This window comes from Pseudoxanthomonas japonensis, assembly GCF_010093445.1.
Classification (GTDB): domain Bacteria; phylum Pseudomonadota; class Gammaproteobacteria; order Xanthomonadales; family Xanthomonadaceae; genus Pseudoxanthomonas_A; species Pseudoxanthomonas_A japonensis.
Window position 1 is genome coordinate 23011 of record NZ_PDWW01000008.1, and the last position, 19509, is coordinate 42519.

Genomic DNA, 19509 nt, shown 5'->3' on the forward strand with positions numbered 1-19509 from the left:
GCCGATGGCCGTCCGCTTCCTTCCCTCGCTCGCCGACGTGCCCGCACCTGCCTGGGATGCACTGCACGACGGCCGCAATCCCTTCGTTTCGCACGCGTTTCTGCATGGGCTCGAGGTCCATGGCTGCCTGCGTGAAGACTGGGGGTGGACACCGCACCACGCCACGTTGTGGGAACGGGACCGTCTGCTGGCCGCAGCCCCTGGCTACCTGAAGGACAACTCGCACGGCGAGTTCGTGTTCGACCACGCATGGGCGCACGCGTACGCGCAGCACGGCCTCGACTACTACCCGAAATGGCTGGGCGCCGTGCCCTACTCCCCCGTCACCGGCCCGCGTCTGCTCGCACGCGATGACGCGGCGCGCGATGCCCTGCTTGTCGCGATACAGGAAGAGACCGGGCGGCTCGGCCTGTCATCCGCGCACGTCAATTTCCCCATGCCCGCCGAGGATGCCGTGTTTCCCGGTGCCTGGCTGCCGCGCATCGACGTGCAGTACCACTGGCGCAACCCGGGGCACTGGCACGACTTCGCCGGCTTTCTGGCCGACTTCGACCACAAGCACCGCAAGAACATCCGCCAGGAGCGCGCGAAGGTGCAGCGCGCCGGCGTGACCTTCCGTATCGTGCACGGCGACGAGGCCAGCGAGGCCGACCTGCAGGCCATGTTCGGCTTCTACCTGCAGACCTTCCACGAGTACGGCAACCCGCCGGCACTGACGCTCGATTTCGTCCGGCACCTCGCACGCGCCATGCCGCGCAACCTGGTGATGTTCCTGGCGGACCACGATGGGCGAACCGTCGCTGGCGCTCTGTGCCTTCGCGGCTCCGACACGTTGTACGGTCGTTACTGGGGAGCCACGGCGAGCATTCCCGGCCTGCACTTCGAGACCTGCTACTACCAGGGCATCGACTACTGCCTGCGCGAGGGGCTGGCCGGGTTCGAGCCCGGCGCGCAGGGCGAGCACAAGATCGCGCGCGGCTTCCTGCCGACCTTCGTGCACTCGCGGCATTGGATCGCCCATCCGGACTTCTCGGCGGCACTGGCCCGCTGGTGTGCGGAAGAGACCACGGCGGTGCGTCGCTATGCCCGCACGCTGCACGCACATACTCCCTTCAAACACCGCGAGTGAGTCCCGCGATCACGGTCGCAGGATGCCCCCTACAATCCCTGCATGCGCCAGCGGCCATTCGTCCTCTCCACCGATCCCCATGCCCCCTTCCCGCCCGCCGACAGCGCGATGCGTGACCCGGACGGCTTGTTGGCCATCGGCGGCGATCTCTCCCAACCGCGCCTGCTCAATGCTTACCGGCATGGCATCTTCCCGTGGTTCTCGGCGGGACAGCCGCCGCTGTGGTGGTCGCCAGACCCTCGCATGGTGTTCCGCACGGACAGCGTGCGCCTGTCATCGCGGTTCCGACGCGAGCTGAAGCGGAGCACCTGGCGGATCCGCGCGGATACCTGCTTCGAGAAGGTCATCACCGCCTGCGCGCAATCGCCGAGACCGCGCCAAGATGGCACGTGGATCACGTCAGGCATGCGGCAGGCCTACATCGACCTGCACAGGCAGGGACACGCGCACTCGGTGGAGGTTTTCGATGGCGACCACCTGGTCGGCGGCATCTATGGCGTGGCCATCGGCCGCATGTTCTTCGGCGAAAGCATGTTCAGCCATCGGTCCGGCGGCTCGAAAGTCGCGCTCGCCGCATTGGCCGCGCGCTTGTGCGAATGGAGCTGGCCGCTGATCGACGCGCAGGTCGAGAACGACCATCTGCACTCTCTCGGCGGTTGCCTAATGCCCCGACAGACCTTCCTGGAACAGATCGGCCGCCTCGTCGACCAGCCCTCCCCCGAAGGCGCCTGGACCCACCGGTTCGGAGTTCTCGCAGCCGCCTCGCTGTCGCAAGCCTCGGTGCCATAACGGAATTTTTGCACCATGGGCGCGGCTGGCGTACAATGCCCGGCTTCATGGCACCCGCCATTCTCGCGGCACAGCACAGGCATACATGTCGAAAGACGATTCCATTGAATTCGAAGGCACCGTTGCCGAGACGCTGCCCAACACCATGTTCCGGGTCAAGCTGGAGAACGGGCACGAAATCATTGCCCACATCTCCGGCCGCATGCGCAAGAACTACATCCGCATCCTGACCGGCGACAAGGTGAAGGTCGAAATGACCCCGTACGACCTCACCAAGGGTCGAATCACCTATCGCATGAAGTAATGCAGCTAAGGCATTGAAAGTAAAGCGGCCGATGGCCGCTTTTTTTCGTTTTTCCCTAGCCTTGGCGCCATGACCTCACGTTCAGGCGGACCGATCGTCATGGCCACCAACGGCAGATGCCCCGCCATCGCCCGGCTCCTAGAGTGCGCACGACCACTTCCGGTCGCCCTATCGATGGACCGCCATGAACGCACGACACGCAGCGCTCTCCCTACTGTTCTGCCTTTGCCTGAGTCCGGCACTCGCCTCGGCCCAGGAACCCGTGACGGAATGTGTCAGCCTGGGCGACGATCAGGAGATCGTCCGCGGCGGTGACGGAGAGGAAGTGTTCCTGCGCAACGGCGACGCGCACTACCGCCTGGGCTTCAGCCGCAACTGTGGCGCGGTACTGATGACGCGCACGATCACGATCAGCACCGACGATCAGGCCGACAGGTTGTGCCCGAGCGGCAGCAAAGTCCGCGCGCGCCAATCCACATGCCAGATTGCCACGGTCGAGACCATCACTTCAGACGATTTCGCCAAGCACAAGCAGCGGCATCGCCGCTGAGCCTCGGCATGACGTGATAACAGGGGCGGCCTGGAGCCGCCCTTTTCGTAGCCGGTATTCTCTCGTATCAAACGGTCGCAGGCAGCAGCTTCGCGGGCTCCGCCTGCGCGTCGACGACCAGCTCGCCATCGCGCACGTCGATGCTGACCCGACCGCCGTTGACCAGCTTGCCGAACAGCAGTTCGTCGGCCAGCGGGCGCTTGACCTTGTCCTGGATCAGGCGGGCCATCGGACGCGCGCCCATCAACGGATCGAAACCGTGCTGCGCCAGCCAGTCCCGCGCCGCCGGCGTGGCCGACAGGCTGACGTGCTTCTCCTGCAACAGCATTTCGAGTTCGATGACGAACTTGTCCACCACCCGCAGGATGTGGTCGAAGCCGAGGCCCTGGAACTGCACGATGGCATCCAGCCGGTTGCGGAACTCCGGCGTGAAGCTGCGGCGGATCACTTCCATCGCATCCGTCGAATGGTCCTGCTGCATGAAGCCGATGGTGCGGCGCGACGCCTGCGCGGCGCCGGCATTGGTGGTCATCACCAGGATGACGTTCTTGAAGTTCGCTTCGCGTCCGTTGGTATCCGTCAGCACGCCGCGGTCCATGACCTGCAGCAGGATGTTGAAGATGTCGGGATGCGCCTTCTCCACTTCGTCCAGCAGCAACACGCAATGCGGCGTCTTGACGATCTTCTCGGTCAGCAGGCCGCCCTGGTCGAAGCCCACATAGCCCGGAGGCGCGCCTATCAGGCGGCTGACCGAATGCGGCTCCATGTACTCGGACATGTCGAAGCGCACCAGCTCGATGCCCAGCTGCAGCGCCAGCTGCTTGGTCACCTCGGTCTTGCCGACGCCGGTGGGGCCGGCGAACAGGAAGTTGCCGATCGGCTTTTCGGGATTGGCCAGGCCGCTGCGCGCCAGCTTGATCGACGACGCCAGCGTCTCGATGGCGGGATCCTGCCCGAAGATGACCATCTTCAGGTTGCGCTCCAGGTGCTGCAGCACGTCCTTGTCGGACGAGGACACCTGCTTGGCCGGGATGCGCGCCATCTTGGCGACGATGGTTTCGATCTCTTCGACGTCGATCAGTTCCTTGCGGGTGCCTTCGGGCAGCAGGCGCTGCCGCGCGCCCGCTTCGTCGATGACGTCGATCGCCTTGTCCGGCAGCAGGCGGTCGCCGATGTGCTTCACCGACAGGTCCACCGCCGCCTGCAACGCGTCGTCGGCGTAGGTGACACCGTGGTGCGACTCGTACTTGGGCTTCAGGCCCTGCAGGATCTCGTAGGTCTCGCCCACTGTCGGCTCGACGATGTCGATCTTCTGGAACCGGCGAGCGAGTGCGCGATCCTTCTCGAAAATGCCACGGTATTCCTGGAACGTGGTCGAGCCGATGCAGCGCAGCTCGCCCGAGGCCAGCGCAGGCTTGATGAGGTTGGACGCATCCATCGTGCCGCCACTGGCCGAACCGGCGCCGATGATGGTGTGGATCTCGTCGACGAACAGGATGGCGCCGGGGATCTTCTTGATCGCCGCCAACACGCCCTTCAGGCGCTTCTCGAAGTCGCCGCGGTACTTGGTGCCGGCGACCAGCGCGCCGAGGTCCAGCGAGTAGATGACGGCGTCCAGCAGCACGTCCGGCACCTCGCCCTCGACGATGCGCTTGGCCAGGCCCTCGGCCAGCGCGGTCTTGCCCACGCCGGCCTCGCCGACGTAGAGCGGATTGTTCTTGCGGCGGCGGCACAGGACCTGGATGGTCCGCTCGATCTCGTCGCCACGACCCACCAGCGGGTCGATCCGGCCCTGGCGCGCCATGTCGTTCAGGTTACTGGCGAATTCGGTCAGGGCATCGCCCTTGCCTTCGCCCTCGGCGCCCTCGGCCTTGCCCTCGCCTTCCGGCTGGCCACCCGCTTCGTTCTCTTCACCCTGCTTGGCGATGCCGTGGGACAGGTAGTTGACGATGTCGAGGCGGGTGACGTCCTGCTGGTTGAGGAAATACACCGCGTGCGAATCCTTCTCGCCGAAGATCGCGACCAGCACATTGGCGCCGGTGACTTCCTTCTTGCCCGAGGACTGCACGTGGTAGACGGCGCGCTGCAGCACGCGCTGGAAGCCGAGGGTCGGCTGCGTATCGCGGCCATCGTCCTCCGCGAGGCGCGACACCGAGGCCTCGATCGCCTGCTCCAGGTCGGCGCGCAGGCGATTGGCGTCCGCGCCGGTCGCTTTCAGGACGGCCTGGGCCGACGGGTTTTCGAGGAGCGCGAGCAGCAGGTGCTCGACGGTCATGAATTCGTGCCGAGCTTCACGGGCGCGCTTGTAGCACTGGCCGATGGTCTGCTCGAGGTCTTTGCTGAACATGGTTGCCTCCGGGGCCTATGCCGACAATATGCGGCTTGGCGGGCGGTTTTCCATCACCCTACCGGATTTCAGTGTTCAGGGATCGTTGACTTGCGTCGAGCTGATGACGCCCCCACACCGTAACCGGTCCGGCGTACCCGTGCCGGCCCCTCAGGACTTCTCCATCGTGCACAGCAGGGGATGCTGGTTCATACGTGAAAACTCGTTGACCTGGGCCACCTTGGACTCGGCCACCTCGCGGCTGTACACGCCGCAGACGCCGCGGCCGCGGGTATGGACATGCAGCATCACCTGGGTCGCCTTCTCGAGGTCCATCGTGAAGAACTGCTGCAGGACGGTGACCACGAAATCCATCGGGGTGTAATCGTCGTTGAGCAGCAGGACCTGGTACAGGGGCGGCGGCGCGACCTCGGGCCGGCTGGTCTCCACCATCAGGCCGTGGTCGCGTTCGTTTTCGTTCTTGCGTGACATGCCGTAATTATAGGCGCCAGCCGCCCTCGCCCGCATGGACGCCATGCGTGACCCCCGCCACAATGCACGCTCCGAACCCAAGAGCCGATCATGAAGCCGATCCTCCCCCGACTGTCTCCCGCCCTCCTGTGCGCCGCCGCCCTCGCCTTCCCGGCATTCGCCGCCGATGCGTCGGTGGAGGCGCGCCTGCAGGCCCGCGGCGTGCAGTTCGAGGTGGACGGGGACGGCGACTACAAGGTCACCTATTCGTACCAGCAGGAGAACCGTACCCAGCTGGTCTTCGTGTCCGGCCGCACCGAACAGGTCAACGGCATCACGGTTCGCGAAGTCTTCTCGCCCGCCGGCCGCGTCGCCGCCGACCAGATCGACGGCGCCAAGGCGCTGGCGCTGCTCGCTGACAGCCGTAGCAAGAAGATCGGTGCCTGGGAGATGTCGGGCGACGTCCTCTATTTCGTCATCAAGCTGCCGGACAGCGTCGACGCCGCCGCGCTGGAAGCCGCGATGGATATCGCGTCGGAAACCGCGGACAACAAGGAGATCGAACTCTCCGGCGACAAGGACGAGCTGTAAGTGAGCTACCGCGAGGGACGCTTCTGGCAGCCTGACGTCACCGTGGCCACGGTCGTGGTGCGTGACGGCAGATTGCTGATGGTGGAGGAGCGTGCGCAGGGTCGCCTGGTCTTCAACCAGCCCGCCGGACACCTGGAGCCGGACGAAAGCCTGCTGGAGGCCGCCCTGCGCGAGACGCTGGAGGAAACCGGCTGGGAGGTCGCGCTCACCGCCTTCATCGGCGCCTACCAGTGGAAGGCCGAGACCGGTCGCCATTACCTGCGTTTCGCCTTCGCCGCCGAACCGGTACGCCACCTGCCGGAGCGCCCGCTCGACGATGGCATCGTGCAGGCGCTGTGGTTGACGCCGGCAGAACTGCAGGCGCAGTCCGGACGCCATCGCAGCCCGCTGGTATGGCAGGTCGTGCAGGACTATCTGTCCGGGCGCCGCCTGCCGCTGTCGACGCTGCAGCAGATCGGATGAGTGCGCCACGCGTCATCGTCGGCGTCTCCGGGGGTGTGGATTCGTCCGTCGCCGCCCTGCAGCTGGTGCAGCAGGGCGAGCCGGTCGCGGGCCTCTTCATGCAGAACTGGGCCGATGACGGCAGCGGCGACTGCCGCGCCGAGGACGACCGCCGCGATGCCGTCGCAGTCTGCGGTCGCCTCGGCATCCCGTTCCACTTCCGCGACTTCTCCAGCGAGTACTGGCAGGGCGTGTTCGAGCACTTCCTTGCGGAGTACGCCGCCGGCCGCACGCCCAACCCCGATGTACTGTGCAACCGTGAAGTGAAGTTCAAGCACTTCCTCGATGCTGCCCGTGAACTGGGTGCCGAGAAGATCGCCACCGGCCATTACGCGCGTGTCGACCGGCACGACGGCCGGTGGCGCCTGCTGCGCGGCGTGGACCGCGGCAAGGACCAGAGCTATTTCCTGCACCAGCTGGGACAGGCGCAGTTGTCGGCCACCCTGTTCCCGATCGGCGAACTGCAGAAGACCGCGCTGCGGCGCATCGCGCGCGAGGCCGGGCTGCAGACGCACGACAAGAAGGATTCCACCGGCATCTGCTTCATCGGCGAGCGCGACTTCCGCGAGTTCCTCGGGCGTTACCTGCCGGCGAAGAAAGGCGAGATGCGCGACCCGTCTGGCCAGGTGATCGGCGAGCATCCCGGCGTGTTCTATTTCACCCTGGGCCAGCGCGAAGGCCTGCAGATCGGCGGTGTGCGCGGGCGTCCGCAGGCGCCGTGGTACGTCGTGGGCAAGGACGTGGCGGGCAACGTGCTGTACGTCGACCAGGACACGCAGAGTCCCCATCTGATGTCGACGCAACTGCGGACCGAAAGCGCCCACTGGATCGCCGGCGACCCGCCCGCCGCACGCTTCACCTGCACGGCGCAGACGCGCTACCGCCAGCCCGATGAGGCGTGCGAGGTGCATGTCCTCGACGACGGCACGGTGTCCGTGCAGTTCCCGCACCCCCAGCGCGCCGTCACGCCAGGACAGTCGCTGGTCCTCTACGCTGGCGACGAATGCCTGGGGGGCGCCGTCATCGCGCGGACGAACGCCCCCCTCGAACTGAAACTCGCGGAGCAAGCAGCTTGAGCAACCGATATTCCGACCGCGTGCTGGCCCTCGCCGGGCTGGCGCAGGCCCTCCACCAGGTCCGCCGCATCGCGGAGACCGGCCAGTCCGAAGGCGCGGCCGTGCAGGCATCGCTGGACAGCGTGTTCCGCATCGACGCGGCCACGCCCTTGGCCGTGTACGGTCGCGTGGGCGATGTCGCTCCCGGCCTGCGCGTGTTGCGAGGCTATCTTGCGAAGGAAGCCCAGGACGGCGGCCTGTCGCGGCTGGCGATGGCCGTGCTGCAACTCGAGCGCCGCTTCGTGCGCGAAGAGAACACCGTGCATGCGGTCACCCGCGGGTTGACCGAGATCGCGCCGCGTGCCGAGCAACAAGGCAGTACGCATCCCGATGTCGTGTCGGCACTGGGTGGCCTGTACGCCGACACGATCAGCCACCTGCGCCCGCGCGTGATGGTCCAGGGCAACCCCCACTACCTCGGGCAGCCGGGGGTGGTCGCGGAAATCCGCGCGATCCTGCTCGCCGCCGTGCGCTCGGCGGTCCTGTGGCGCCAGATGGGCGGCACGATGTGGGACTTCGTCTTCAGCAGGCGGCAGATGCTCGAGGCCGTGGACGGCTGGCTGGACTAGGCCGGTGACGCCGCCGCATCATCCCGCGGACGGCGCTCGTGCTTTTCCGGGCTGGTACCGATGCCGCAGCGAAAGCCAGGGCGTCTCCCAGTAGCGCCAGCTGAGCTCGGCCAGCACCATGGTCAATACGGCCGTGATGACCCACGTGGACAGGATGCCGTCCAAGGGGTCTGAGCCGTGCGCTTCCAATACGCGCTGGGTCCCGATGGCGATCGGGAAATGGAGCAGATACGCCGCGTAGCTGCGCGCGCCCAGCCACCGCATCACCGGGTTGACGAAGAGCGCCCGCACGATCGGTCCGTTGTCGCGGAATGCCAGCAGCGACAGCAGGCCCGCGCCGAACACGATGTTCGCGGTGTAGCCGAACATCTGCACCACCGGGTCGAGCAGCCAGTACTTCCCACGCACGGCCCAGATCACTGCGACGCCCGCGAGACCTGCCAGCATGAGGCGGTACGCCCAGCGCGCCAGCACCTCCCGGCCTGCCGCCGAACTGGCGATCAGCGCCAGCAGCGAGCCGGCCGCCAGGTCGTCCAGACGCGTGAACAGCAGTACGTAGATGGCGACGCCCGAGAAACCGGTCAGCACCATTGTCACGCGCAGCAGGATGGCCAGGAAAAACAGGCCGATCAGGATCCACCACAGTCGCCGGACCGGCAGCATCAACACCAGCAGGGGCCACAGCAGGTAGAACTGCTCCTCGACCGCAAGCGACCAGAGGTGCGTGACGGGGCGGAAGTCGCCCCACCCGTTCCGTGCAACGTAGAAGTTCTGCAGGTACACCCAGAACGACAGGTGCGATTTTTCCGTCATGGCCCTGATGCTGCCGGCTTCCCACACCCACCACACCGCGAGCAGCGCCAGCACCAGGTAGTAAGGCGGGAAAATCCGCAACGACCGGCGAAAATAGAACGTGCGCGTGGCATAACGGATACCGCGCATCTGCAGCAGGATGCCGGTGATCAGGAAGCCGGACAGGATGAAGAACATGTCCACGGCCATCCACGACCACTGCAGGCCCGCATAGGCCAGCCCGAGGACGGAAGGCAGCGGAAGATGATTCCAGACCTCCAGCACATGCAGCGACAGGATGCACAGGAAGAAGATCCCGCGCGCGCCGTCCAGCGCAATGTAATACCTGCCCTGTGGTGCAGGACCTGGTGCGGTGCCCATCTTTTCCCCTGAGGTTCCCCTGCCTCAGGTCACGTAAATTGAGTTCTGAAAAGGACAAGCGGATCGCGCCGGACCGCGGCCGGCCCCCAAACGCAGACGAGCCCGGCAATGCCGGGCTCGTCGTTGCTGGTGCACCTCGGGGTCAGGCCGCGACGGTCTTCGCCACGTCCTGGTACTCCTCGATCTGGTCGAAGTTCATGTAGCGGTAGATCTCGGCGCCCTTCTCGTTGATCACGCCGATGTCGGCCATGTACTCGGCCTTGGTCGGGATCTTGCCCAGGCGCGAGCAGATCGCGGCCAGTTCCGCCGAGCCCAGGAACACGTTGGAGTTGCGGCCCAGGCGGTTCGGGAAGTTGCGGGTCGAGGTGGAGAACACCGTCGCGCCCTCGCGCACCTGCGCCTGGTTGCCCATGCACAGCGAGCAGCCCGGCATTTCCATGCGCGCGCCGGCGGTGCCGAACGTGCCGTAGACGCCTTCCTTGGTCAGCTCCGAGGCGTCCATCTTGGTCGGCGGCGCGACCCACAGGCGGGTCGGGATGTCGCGCTTGCCTTCCAGCAGCTTGGCGGCGGCACGGAAGTGGCCGATGTTGGTCATGCACGAACCGATGAACACTTCGTCGATCACCGTTCCGGCGACGTCCGACAGCGTCTTCACGTCGTCCGGATCATTCGGGCAGGCCAGCAGCGGCTCGTGCACGTCGGCCAGGTCGATGTCGATGATCGCGGCGTACTCGGCGTCGGCATCCGGCTCCAGCAACTGCGGGTCGGCCAGCCAGGCTTCCATCTTGGCGATGCGGCGGGCCAGCGAACGGGCGTCGGCATAGCCTTCGGCGATCATCCACTTCAGCAGCGTGATGTTGCTGGTCAGGTACTCGATGATCGGCTCCTTGTTCAGGCGCACCGTGCAACCGGCGGCCGAGCGTTCGGCCGAGGCGTCGGACAGCTCGAACGCCTGCTCCACCTTCAGGTCCGGCAGGCCTTCGATCTCGAGGATGCGGCCGGAGAAGATGTTCTTCTTGCACGCCTTGGCCACGGTCAGCAGGCCGGACTTGAGCGCGTAGTACGGAATCGCGTTGACCAGGTCGCGCAGCGTCACGCCCGGCTGCAGCTCGCCCTTGAAGCGCACCAGCACGGATTCCGGCATGTCCAGCGGCATCACGCCCGTGGCCGCGGCGAAGGCGACCAGGCCCGAGCCGGCCGGGAACGAGATGCCCACCGGGAAGCGGGTGTGGGAGTCGCCGCCGGTACCGACGGTGTCGGGCAGCAGCATGCGGTTGAGCCAGCTGTGGATCACGCCGTCGCCCGGACGCAGCGAAATGCCGCCGCGGGTGGAGATGAACTCCGGCAGCGTGTGGTGCGTCTTCACGTCGACCGGCTTCGGATAGGCCGCGGTGTGGCAGAAGGACTGCATCACCAGATCGGCGGAGAAACCCAGGCAGGCCAGGTCCTTCAGCTCGTCGCGGGTCATCGGGCCGGTGGTGTCCTGCGAGCCCACCGAGGTCATCTTCGGTTCGCAGTAGGTGCCCGGACGCACGCCCTGACCTTCCGGCAGGCCACAGGCGCGGCCGACCATCTTCTGCGCCAGCGAGAAGCCCTTGCCGCTGTCGACCGGCTGCTGCGGCTGGCGGAACAGGTCCGTCGCCGGCAGCTTCAGCGCTTCGCGCGCCTTCGCGGTCAGGCCGCGGCCGATGATCAGCGGAATGCGGCCACCGGCGCGCACTTCGTCGAACAGCACGTCGGACTTCACCTGGAACTCGGCGATCACCTGCCCGTCCTTCAGCGCCTTGCCGTCGTACGGGCGCAGTTCGACCACGTCGCCGTGGTTCATCTGCGACACGTCGAGTTCGATCGGCAGCGCGCCGGCGTCTTCCATCGTGTTGTAGAAGATCGGGGCGATCTTGCTGCCCAGGCAGACACCGCCGAAGCGCTTGTTCGGGATGAACGGGATGTCCTCGCCGGTGAACCACAGCACGCTGTTGGTCGCCGACTTGCGCGAGGAACCGGTACCGACCACGTCGCCGACATAGGCGACCAGGTGGCCCTTGTCCTTGAGCGACAGGATTTCCTGGATCGGGCCGCGCTTGCCGTCTTCTTCCGGCAGGAACGGTGCGTCGGGGCGCTTGTTCTTCAGCATCGCCAGCGCGTGCATCGGGATGTCCGGACGCGTGGTGGCGTCGGGCGCCGGCGACAGGTCGTCGGTATTGGTTTCGCCCGGCACCTTGAACACGGTGATGGTCAGGCTCTGGGGTACTTCCGGCTTGCTGGTGAACCACTCGGCGTCGGCCCAGCTCTGCAGCACGGCCTGTGCGTGGGCGTTGCCCGCCTCGGCCTTTTCCTGCACGTCGTGGAAGCTGTCGAACATCAGCAGCGTGTGCTTCAGGCCTTCGGCGGCGGTCGCGCCCAGGTCGGCGTTGTCCAGCAGTTCGATCAGCGGATGGATGTTGTAGCCGCCCAGCATGGTGCCCAGCAGTTCGGTCGCGCGCTGTGCGGTGATCAGCGGGGTCTTCTCGGTGCCGAAGGCGACGGCGGCCAGGTACGACGCCTTGACCTTGGCGGCATCGTCCACGCCGGCGGGGACCCGGTTCGTGATCAGGTCGACCAGGAAGGCCTCTTCGCCGGCCGGCGGGTTCTTCAGCAGCTCGATGACCTCGGCCGTCTGCTGGGCCGACAGCGGCAGCGGCGGGATGCCCAGCGCGGCGCGCTCGGCTACGTGGTGGCGATAGGCTTCCAACATGGGTGGCTCCGGTCGTTCGGTGGTGCGGTGGAATGGGAAAACGGGGTGATGCTTATTCGTTCGCGGGCACGATCAGCTTCAGGCCCTTGAAATAATCGCGGTGGAAGGCGGTGTCGAAGGTGATCAGGCCATCGCACTGCAGCAGCGCGTGCGCGCCGACCAGGAAATCGGAGATCGGTCGCGCCTCGCCGTCGCGCTGGCGATGCCGGCGTTGCATCTCGCCCGCACGCAGCGCGGACTTGGCCTCGACGGCGCTGAAGTGGACGCCCATCTCTTCCAATGCGGCCAAGGCGTCGGCGCCGTTGCGCAGGGAGGCGCACAACTGCGCCAGCGCGGCATCGCAGACGACCACGCGGCCACTGCCCAGGCTCTGGCGCAGCCCGGCTTCGACCGCATCGGCGCGCGCGCCATCGGTCAGCAACTCGATCAGGACGGGAGCGTCGACGGCGATCATTCGTTCGTGGCGCCCGGCGTGCCGTCGGCATCAAGGGCGAACTTGCCGCGCACGCGCGAAATCGCGTCGTCGACGCTCTTCCGCAACACGATGCGGCTACCTTCCAGTTCGACCTTCAGTACGCTGCCCTTGGTCAGGCCCAGCGCATCGCGCACGGCCTTCGGCAGGGTGATCTGGCCGCGCTCGGCAACGGTGGCTTCCATCAGCGGGCCCTCTTGAGTATGGAGGAATTATACATACTTTACTTGGCATACCCCAACTTAGAGGCCTACCATCGTGCGGGTTGCCTGCCCCTTTGGTCGGATCACCGCCGTCTCACTCATGACGGATAATCCGGGCAAGCCTCGACAAGACACGCAGCGCCGGCCGCTTATGCTCGTGCCCTGCCCCTTCCCCCAGCTACAGGAGCCTCCGCGATGAGTGATTCCTTCGCCACCCGCCGTTCCCTGGACATCAACGGCACGTCCTACACCTACTACAGCCTGCCGGTCCTGGCCGAACGGCTGGATCCGAAGGGGGGCTTCGCCCGCCTGCCCTACTCCATGAAGATCCTGCTGGAGAACCTGCTGCGCTGCGAGGACGGCGTGACGGTCCTGCCGGAGCACATCCAGGCCGTCGCCAATTGGGAAGCGGCCAAGGAGCCGGATACCGAGATCGCGTTCATGCCGGCGCGCGTGGTGCTGCAGGACTTCACCGGCGTGCCCTGCGTGGTCGACCTGGCCGCGATGCGCGACGCCGTGGTCAAGCTGGGCGGCAGCCCGGACCAGATCAACCCGCTGATCCCGTCGGAGCTGGTGATCGACCACTCGGTGCAGGTGGACGTGTTCGGCAGCCCCGATGCGCTGGACCTCAACGGCAAGATCGAATTCGACCGCAACAAGGAACGCTACGGCTTCCTGCGCTGGGGCCAGAAGGCGTTCGACAACTTCAAGGTGGTGCCGCCGAACACCGGCATCGTCCACCAGGTGAACCTGGAAAACCTTGCCCGCGTGGTGATGACCGGCGAGAAGGACGGGCAGGCCATCGCCTACCCCGACACCGTGTTCGGTACCGACAGCCACACCACGATGATCAACGGCATCGGTGTGCTGGGCTGGGGCGTGGGCGGCATCGAGGCCGAGGCCGCGATGCTGGGCCAGCCGTCGTCGATGCTGATTCCGCAGGTGGTCGGCTTCAAGCTGACCGGCAAGCTGCCGGAAGGCGCCACCGCCACCGACCTGGTGCTGACGGTCACCCAGATGCTGCGCAAGCTGGGCGTGGTGGGCAAGTTCGTCGAGTTCTACGGCGACGGCCTGCAGCACCTGCCGCTGGCCGACCGCGCCACCATCGGCAACATGGCGCCGGAGTACGGCGCGACCTGCGGCATCTTCCCGATCGACCACGAATCGTTGAACTACCTGCGACTGTCCGGCCGCAGCGAGGAACAGATCGCGCTGGTCGAGGCCTACGCGAAGGCACAGGGCCTCTGGCACACGCCCGAGAGTCCGCACGCCGAGTACAGCGCCACGCTGCACCTGGACATGGGCGACGTGAAGCCGTCGCTGGCCGGCCCCAAGCGCCCGCAGGACCGCGTGCTGCTGCAGGATGTGAAGCAGAACTTCCGCGACAACCTGGTGCCGTTCGCCGATGCGCGCCGCAAGCGCATCGATCTGGTACAGGAAGACCGCCTGAAGAACGAAGGCGGCGGGGGTACGGCCGTCGGCGCACAGGAAGCCTCTCGCGAATCCGCACCCGATAGCGGCACCAAGAAACTGCGCGACGGCGACGTGGTGATCGCCGCCATCACCTCATGCACCAACACCTCGAACCCGGCCGTCATGCTGGGCGCCGGTCTGCTCGCCCGCAATGCGGTCGCCAAAGGGCTGAAGGCGCAGCCGTGGGTGAAGACCTCGCTCGGCCCGGGCTCGCGCGTGGTGACCGATTACCTCGAAAAGGCCGGCGTGCTCGACGACCTGGAGAAGCTCGGCTTCTACGTGGTCGGCTACGGCTGCACCACCTGTATCGGGAACTCCGGCCCGCTGCCGGACGACGTGTCGGCGGCGATCGCGGCCGACGATCTGGTCGCGGCATCCGTGCTGTCCGGCAACCGCAACTTCGAGGGCCGCGTGCATCCCGAAGTGAAGATGAACTACCTGGCCAGCCCGCCCTTGGTGGTGGCCTATGCCATCGCCGGCACCACCGACATCGACCTGACCACCGAACCGCTGGGCACCGGCAGCGATGGCAAGCCTGTCTTCCTGAAAGACATCTGGCCGACCAACAAGGAGATCGGCGACTTCATCGCCCGCACGGTGGGGCCGGAGATGTTCGCCAAGAACTATGCCGACGTGTTCAAGGGCGATTCGCGCTGGAACACCATCGCCTCGCCCGATGGCGACCTGTACGCCTGGGATGGCGACTCGACCTACATCAAGAACCCGCCCTACTTCGACGGCATGTCGATGGAGGTCGGCAGCATCGACGACGTCCACGGTGCGCGCGTGCTCGGCCTGTTCAGCGATTCGATCACGACCGACCACATCTCGCCGGCCGGCAACATCAAGAAGGACTCGCCCGCGGGTCGCTTCCTGATCTCGCGCGGTGTGCAGCCTGCGGACTTCAACAGCTACGGCAGCCGCCGCGGCAACGACGACGTGATGGTGCGCGGTACCTTTGCCAACATCCGCATCAAGAACCTGATGTTCGGCGGCGAGGAAGGCGGCAACACGCTCTACTTCGGCAGCACGCCGCCGGAGAAGATGTCCATCTACGACGCCTCGATGAAGTACCAGGCCGAGGGCGTGCCGCTGGTCGTCATTGCCGGCAAGGAGTACGGCACCGGCTCATCGCGCGACTGGGCAGCCAAGGGCACCAACCTGCTGGGCGTGAAGGCGGTGATCGCGGAAAGCTTCGAGCGCATCCACCGCTCCAACCTGGTCGGCATGGGTGTGCTGCCGCTGCAGTTCAACGACGGGGACAACGCGCAGTCGCTGGGCCTCGACGGCTCGGAGGTTTTCGATGTCACCGGGTTGCAGGACGGCGCCTCGAAAGTCGCCAAGGTCACGGCGCGCAAGGCCGACGGCAAGACCGTCGAGTTCCAGGTCAAGGTGCTCATGCTGACGCCGAAGGAAGTCGACTACTTCCGCCACGGCGGCCTGCTGCACTACGTGCTCCGCCAGCTGGCTGCACGCAAGACCGCCTGAGAAGCGGAGAGCGGAATGCAAAGAAGAAGGCCGCCCGAGGGCGGCCTTCTTCTTCAACAACGCACGCTCATCGATCCGCTGTGGCGGGTGCGGATCCGCCGCCCTGCCCCTTGTGCTTGACGTAGCGTTCCAGCCACTGGTCCTGCTCCCACAGCAGATGCAGGATCGATTCCTTCGCTGCATAGCCGTGGCTTTCCTTCGGCAGCAGCACCAGCCGCGTCGGCGCGCCAAAGCCCTTCAGCGCATTGAAGTAGCGCTCGCTCTGCATCGTGAACGTGCCGGAGTTGTTGTCCGCTTCACCGTGCACGAGCAGCAGGGGCGTCTTCATCTTGTCCACGTGCATGAAGGGCGACATGCCGTTGTACACCTCTGGCGCCTCCCAGTAGTTGCGCTCTTCCTGCTGGAAGCCGAACGGCGTCAGCGTACGGTTGTAGGCGCCGCTGCGCGCGATACCGGCGGCGAACAGGTCCGAGTGCGTCAGCAGGTTCGCGGTCATGAAGGCACCGTAGGAGTGCCCGCCCACCGCCACGCGCGTGCGGTCGATGTAGCCCAGCGCATCCACGGCATCGATCGCCGCCTTCGCGTTCGCCACCAGTTGGGTGACGAAGGAGTCGTTCGGCTCCTCCTTGCCCTCGCCGACGATCGGGAACGCGGCGTCGTCGAGTACCGCGTAGCCGCGTGTCACCCAGTAGATCGGCGAACCGTAGCTCGGGAAGATGAACTCGTTCGGGTTCGTGGTGTTCTGGCCCGCGCTGTCGCGGTCCTTGTACTCGGCCGGATAGGCCCACATCACCAGCGGCAGTTTCTGCGACTTCGTCGTGTGGTCGTAGCCCGCCGGCAGATAAAGCGTGCCGGTCAGCGGCAGGCCGTCGGCACGCGTATAGGTCAGGACTTCCTTGTGCACGCCCTGCAGGCCCTTGAACGGATTCCCGAAGCGCGTCACCGGTACCGGCGCGATGCGCTGCTTGAGATGGCGGATGTAGTAGTTCGGGAATTCGGTCGGCGACTCCAGCCGCACAAGCACGGTGCCCGCCTCCGGATCCAGCAGGGCCTGGATCGCTTCCTTCTGCCCGGTCAGGCGCGAGGTATACACGCGCTCCTTCCTGCCGGTCGCCAGATCCATGCGGTCGATGAAGGGGAACTGGCCCTCCGGGGTGAAGCCGTCGCCGATCAGGTGCGCCTGGCCGTCGTCCAGCGCCAGCACGCGCTGGCCCGCCGCGTTGCGACGGGTCTCGAACTCACCCGGATCGCTGTACTGGTCCTGGTAGTTGCGGCTGGCGAGTTCGCGCAGCGGCTCACCGGCTTGCGATGGATCGAACAGGTAGGTGCGCGTGTTGCGCGTGTTCCACCAGTAGTCGGTGACGATGGCATGGCGATCATCGCCCCACAGCACGCCCTGCACGCGATCGATGGTCTTGAAGATCGTGCGCGGCGCCGCGGTGAACGGCGCTTCCCAGGCGTAGGCTTCGTCACGGAACGGCACGTCCACCGACGGGTCGCCCTTGTCCAGCGCCTCCACCCACACCAGCGTCGCCGGCTGGTCCGCGCGCCATTCGATATCGCGCCGACCCGCGCGCACGGCCATGAAGCCTTTCGGCAGGTTCTCGGCGAGCGGCGCGTCGACGACCGTCACGACCGGCTTTCCGGTGGTCTCCACGACGTCGGCGCTGAACGGGAAACGGCTGTAGGGCACCAGATACGAGAACGGCTTCTTCAGCGTCCGCAGCAATACATAGCGACCGTCCGGCGAGAACGACTCGCCGGTGTACATGCCGGCGCCGCGCCACAGCGTCGCACGGCCCTTCAACGGCACGCGATGGAGTTCGGATGTCGCCAGCACGGCGAAGTTCGCTTCGTCCTGCGGGTTCTTCAGCAGGTCCTGGTAGGTGCGGTTCTGCGCCCTGCTGCCATCGCTGACGGACACGGTGGGGCCGGTCGGCACCTGGCGCGAGGTGTCGACCAGCGCAGGACGTTGCGCGGGCAGCATGCGCACCAGCAGCGCCTGGTTGTCGCGGAACCAGGTGAGCGGATTGCCGGCGTTGCCATTCACGCGCGCCTCGGTAAGCCGCGTGGCGCGCGCGGAGGCCAGTTCCAGCACCCACACTTCCACGCCGGTGCGCGTGGTGTGGGTGAAGGCGAGCCGCGTTTCATCGGGCGACCAGACGAAGTTGGCCAGGCGCGGCGCGGCCGGCAGGCCGGTCACCTGCAGCGGGCTGCTTCCCGCAAGCTCCTGTACCTGCAGGTTGTTGAAGTAGGTGGCCGTGCTGGCGATGTTGGTGCGCGGATTGACCCGCAGGCCACCCAGCCGCAGCTCCTCGTCGGACAGTTCCGCCAGCGACTTGAACGCATCGCGATAGAACAGCACCAGCCGCGTCTTGCGGCTGTCGGTCACCACGCTGGGCGGTCGCTGCACGTCCGCCAGTTGCAGGATCTCCGCAGGCGGCGTCTGGTAAGGCAGCGCGTCCTGCGCGAGGGCGGTGCCGGCGGCCAGCCATAGGCACGCCAGGAGTGTCCAGCGAATCGACATGGAGGTGTTCCCCTGTTGGATATCCCGATGATCCCGTCCCTGTCGCGCCACGGCAACCCGACCGGTTGCCGGTTCCGTGCTTTCCCTGCGTTGCGGGTCATGAAGGCCTTCTTCCGGAGGCCATGGGGAACGGCCATGAACCGACGTATCCCGCGTTTGCCTGCGCAGTGCGCCGGACTGTGCGTTGGGGTGCTGATCGCCACCAGCGGCATCGCGGCACCACCCGCGGCGGACCAGGCGAAACGGATCGCCGAGCAGTTCGTCACCGGCAAGCAGCCCGATGGACAGGAGAGTTACGAAGCGACGGAGGTGGTCACCAGCGACTTGAACGGCGACGGTCAGGATGAAATCGTCGTGCTGTGGACCCTGTATGGCCCGACCTACTGGAACCATGGCGTCGCCGTGCTTGAAAAACAGGGAGCGCGCTATGTCCCCGCCGGCGAAACACAGGATGCGCTCGGACTCGTGGAAGGGATGACCGTCGCGGATGGCATCATCCAGCTGAAGACGAAATGGCCCGGCCCCAACGATGCACGCTGCTGCCCCACCGTGGCCAAGACGCTGCGTTATCGATGGACGCCAGGGAAGCTCACACCGGCGAAGTGATCACTGCCCGCGCCGCCAGCGGGCGTGGTACACGCGCCAGTCGCCATCCTCGCGTCGCCATGCCGTCGTGACGCGATAGGTGCCGGCCTGGTTCGGCAGCAGGCGTCCGCTGCTGGAGGTCAGCAGCACGTCGAACGCGACCTCCGCGTTCTCGCCATCCACCCTCACGTCGAGCGGCCCGGTGGTGGCGCCGATGCGCGCATTCATCAGCGTGTGCGCACGGATCATGTTGTGCAACGCAGCACGATCGAGCCCGTCCTCACCCGTGAAATCGGGACTGACGCCCTCGATGAAATCGCCCGCCTTGCCGGCCTCCACCGCTGCCTGCATCGCATCGAACTGCTGCCGCAACTGCGCTTCCGGCGTACCGCCGGCACAGGCAACCAGCGCCAGCATGCAGGCGAACAGGCAACCACGCGCGATGAACCCGGTCTTCCTCATCGAAACCTTCGCCTTTTCCATCCGGAACGGTATGCTCCCGACAGGCG

The 19509-nt window shown here is 66.3% G+C and carries 18 protein-coding genes; 10 read left to right on the forward strand and 8 right to left on the reverse strand.

Going from position 1 to position 19509, the window contains the following annotated elements; all coding sequences use genetic code 11:
- Positions 1-4: 4 nt before the first annotated feature.
- From CSC78_RS07800 to CSC78_RS07815, 4 genes are all read left to right on the forward strand, one after another.
- A complete protein-coding gene (locus CSC78_RS07800; RefSeq protein ID WP_162337345.1) occupies positions 5-1129 on the forward strand; it encodes a GNAT family N-acetyltransferase in 1125 nt (374 codons plus the stop codon).
- 42 nt (positions 1130-1171) lie between these two features.
- Complete coding sequence (gene aat, locus CSC78_RS07805) at positions 1172-1918, forward strand: leucyl/phenylalanyl-tRNA--protein transferase (protein ID WP_162337346.1); 747 nt, start codon at positions 1172-1174, stop codon at positions 1916-1918.
- Positions 1919-2003: 85 nt separating this feature from the next.
- Positions 2004-2222: a translation initiation factor IF-1 gene (gene infA, locus CSC78_RS07810; RefSeq protein ID WP_055943174.1), complete on the forward strand. Its 219-nt coding sequence runs from the start codon at positions 2004-2006 to the stop codon at positions 2220-2222.
- A gap of 184 nt (positions 2223-2406) precedes the next feature.
- Positions 2407-2772, forward strand: a complete 366-nt coding sequence (locus CSC78_RS07815; protein ID WP_162337347.1) for a hypothetical protein — start codon at positions 2407-2409, stop codon at positions 2770-2772.
- 67 nt (positions 2773-2839) lie between these two features.
- Here CSC78_RS07815 and clpA read toward each other — a convergent pair whose 3' ends face one another.
- Positions 2840-5119 carry an ATP-dependent Clp protease ATP-binding subunit ClpA gene (gene clpA / locus CSC78_RS07820; protein WP_162337348.1) on the reverse strand — a complete coding sequence of 760 codons (2280 nt, stop codon included), beginning with the start codon at positions 5117-5119 and terminating at the stop codon, positions 2840-2842.
- A gap of 150 nt (positions 5120-5269) precedes the next feature.
- Positions 5270-5590: an ATP-dependent Clp protease adapter ClpS gene (clpS, locus tag CSC78_RS07825; protein ID WP_162337349.1), complete on the reverse strand. Its 321-nt coding sequence runs from the start codon at positions 5588-5590 to the stop codon at positions 5270-5272.
- A gap of 90 nt (positions 5591-5680) precedes the next feature.
- On the opposite strand from clpS, the gene CSC78_RS07830 reads away from it, so the two are divergent.
- Genes CSC78_RS07830 through hflD form a run of 4 tightly spaced genes read left to right on the forward strand, consistent with a single transcriptional unit; the run spans position 5681 to position 8345 of the window.
- Complete coding sequence (locus tag CSC78_RS07830; RefSeq protein WP_162337350.1) at positions 5681-6160, forward strand: hypothetical protein; 480 nt, start codon at positions 5681-5683, stop codon at positions 6158-6160.
- Positions 6161-6622 (forward strand): NUDIX hydrolase, encoded by a 462-nt coding sequence (locus tag CSC78_RS07835; protein ID WP_162337351.1) that lies wholly within the window; start codon positions 6161-6163, stop codon positions 6620-6622.
- Entirely contained in the window at positions 6619-7737 is a 1119-nt protein-coding gene (gene mnmA / locus CSC78_RS07840; protein ID WP_162337352.1) for a tRNA 2-thiouridine(34) synthase MnmA, read from the forward strand. The genes CSC78_RS07835 and mnmA overlap by 4 nt, the downstream gene beginning before the upstream one ends.
- The gene (hflD, locus tag CSC78_RS07845) at positions 7734-8345 is read left to right on the forward strand and encodes a high frequency lysogenization protein HflD (RefSeq protein ID WP_238391199.1); all 612 of its coding nucleotides are present in this window, start codon (positions 7734-7736) and stop codon (positions 8343-8345) included. The genes mnmA and hflD overlap by 4 nt, the downstream gene beginning before the upstream one ends.
- A gap of 18 nt (positions 8346-8363) precedes the next feature.
- Here the strand turns inward: hflD and CSC78_RS07850 are convergent, their stop codons facing one another.
- From CSC78_RS07850 to CSC78_RS07865, 4 genes are all read right to left on the reverse strand, one after another.
- Positions 8364-9518, reverse strand: coding sequence for an acyltransferase family protein (locus CSC78_RS07850; RefSeq protein WP_162337354.1), 1155 nt, complete (start codon positions 9516-9518; stop codon positions 8364-8366).
- Between the two features lie 142 nt (positions 9519-9660).
- Positions 9661-12252, reverse strand: a complete 2592-nt coding sequence (gene acnB / locus CSC78_RS07855) for a bifunctional aconitate hydratase 2/2-methylisocitrate dehydratase (protein ID WP_162337355.1) — start codon at positions 12250-12252, stop codon at positions 9661-9663.
- Positions 12253-12304: 52 nt separating this feature from the next.
- Positions 12305-12706, reverse strand: coding sequence for a type II toxin-antitoxin system VapC family toxin (locus tag CSC78_RS07860; RefSeq protein WP_162337356.1), 402 nt, complete (start codon positions 12704-12706; stop codon positions 12305-12307).
- Positions 12703-12909: an AbrB/MazE/SpoVT family DNA-binding domain-containing protein gene (locus tag CSC78_RS07865; RefSeq protein ID WP_162337357.1), complete on the reverse strand. Its 207-nt coding sequence runs from the start codon at positions 12907-12909 to the stop codon at positions 12703-12705. The genes CSC78_RS07860 and CSC78_RS07865 overlap by 4 nt, the downstream gene beginning before the upstream one ends.
- A gap of 213 nt (positions 12910-13122) precedes the next feature.
- Here CSC78_RS07865 and acnA point away from each other — a divergent pair, with 213 nt between their 5' ends.
- Positions 13123-15888, forward strand: coding sequence for an aconitate hydratase AcnA (acnA, locus tag CSC78_RS07870; RefSeq protein WP_162337358.1), 2766 nt, complete (start codon positions 13123-13125; stop codon positions 15886-15888).
- Between the two features lie 67 nt (positions 15889-15955).
- Here acnA and CSC78_RS07875 read toward each other — a convergent pair whose 3' ends face one another.
- On the reverse strand, positions 15956-18415 hold the full coding sequence (locus CSC78_RS07875) for a prolyl oligopeptidase family serine peptidase (protein ID WP_162337359.1): 2460 nt from the start codon (positions 18413-18415) through the stop codon (positions 15956-15958).
- Between the two features lie 27 nt (positions 18416-18442).
- Here CSC78_RS07875 and CSC78_RS07880 point away from each other — a divergent pair, with 27 nt between their 5' ends.
- Positions 18443-19021 carry a hypothetical protein gene (locus CSC78_RS07880; protein ID WP_162337360.1) on the forward strand — a complete coding sequence of 193 codons (579 nt, stop codon included), beginning with the start codon at positions 18443-18445 and terminating at the stop codon, positions 19019-19021.
- On the opposite strand, the gene CSC78_RS07885 is transcribed toward CSC78_RS07880, so the two are convergent.
- On the reverse strand, positions 19022-19462 hold the full coding sequence (locus CSC78_RS07885) for a nuclear transport factor 2 family protein (protein WP_162337361.1): 441 nt from the start codon (positions 19460-19462) through the stop codon (positions 19022-19024).
- Positions 19463-19509: the final 47 nt, after the last annotated feature.